Annotated in this window: 2 protein-coding genes and 1 pseudogene; all 3 read left to right on the top strand. The window is 28.6% G+C overall.

What is annotated here, in order from left to right:
- On the top strand, window positions 1-267 hold a 267-nt coding region (locus F902_RS00480; RefSeq protein WP_005200042.1), incomplete at its 5' end, for an integrase core domain-containing protein.
- Between the two features lie 153 nt (window positions 268-420).
- Window positions 421-921: a YqhA family protein gene (locus F902_RS00485; protein ID WP_005200043.1), complete on the top strand. Its 501-nt coding sequence runs from the start codon at window positions 421-423 to the stop codon at window positions 919-921.
- A gap of 19 nt (window positions 922-940) precedes the next feature.
- A pseudogene (locus F902_RS23090) lies at window positions 941-1,063 on the top strand (helix-turn-helix domain-containing protein); the annotation flags it as partial.
- Between the last annotated feature and the right edge of the window lie 159 nt (window positions 1,064-1,222).

The following is a 1,222-nucleotide window of genomic DNA, read 5'->3' on the forward strand; positions in this document are numbered from 1 at the left end:
TTTTTGAATGAGTTAAAATTGCGAAATATCCGTATCAGTATGGATGGAAAAGGACGATGGATGGATAATGTGATGATTGAGCGTTTATGGCGCAGCGTGAAGCATGAGGAAGTCTATTTGAAGGCTTACGATACGGTTAAACAAGCGATACAATCAATTGCTGAATATTTGGATTTTTATAACATGATACGTCCTCATTCAAGTTTGAATAAGGCAACACCGAATGAATTTTATGATCAACATTTACTAAAAGTAATGGCAGCATAATTTAAATATTTAGAGCGGGTTTATCACTTATAAAACTGAATTGAGTTGTCTAATTAACGGAACCACATTAGTCTTCTTCATTTTTAAATCAATTTCTTATCCGCGATTTTGATTAATAGTTGTTTGTTTTTTTCATTTAATGGATGTTATCAAGTGCTACAAAATTTTTTTGAAAAGAGTAGATTTTTAGTTATTATAGTTATTATAAATTGCATAATATCTTCTATTTTTTTATATTTATCAACTATATACCTTCTAATTGATGCAATAATTTTTATTATAAAAAATATATATGCAACTAATTTTGAAGTAAAAATAGTTGTTGTTAAATTTTTAAAAATCCTCGATGTCTCGTTAATTGCTATTACATTTCATTTAATTTCAGCAGGTTTTTATAAATTATTTATTCAACAAGCTATTTTTGACAATAGTTCTTTTCTTAAGACACTATCAATTAATAAGTTTCATGATCTAAAAATTATTATATTACATGTATCTATTATAGTTATAGTCATCTTGTTTTTAGAAGATATTGTTGTTTTTGGTGGAACTTTAGCCAACTTATATGCTGGTATTTCTTCTAGCCTAGTCATATTAGCAATAATTTTTACTTGTAAGCTATTAGATAATGATCATCACAAAGACGATGAATAACTTAAATCGCAAGGACTCATTTAAAATTACTCTTTTCATTAGCCATCGTACTCTGCAAAACTGGGAACAAAGCCGACGCTATCCAACAGGACCAGCAGCAACATTGATTCGAATTTTAAATGCATTAAAAATGGGAGCTTAGCTCCCATTTTTTTGACTTCGTATAACGTGCATTATGTTAATTTTAGGAAATCTTTAAAGTATTTAAATAAAATAGATCTCTTGCGAAAGTCATTATTGCAAGTTTATCCGGTTTACGAGTGCAGCAATTAAGTTAATGCGTAAACCGAATCTTTTCCGT

The sequence above is a fragment of the Acinetobacter higginsii genome, from assembly GCF_000369525.1.
Lineage (GTDB): Bacteria > Pseudomonadota > Gammaproteobacteria > Pseudomonadales > Moraxellaceae > Acinetobacter > Acinetobacter higginsii.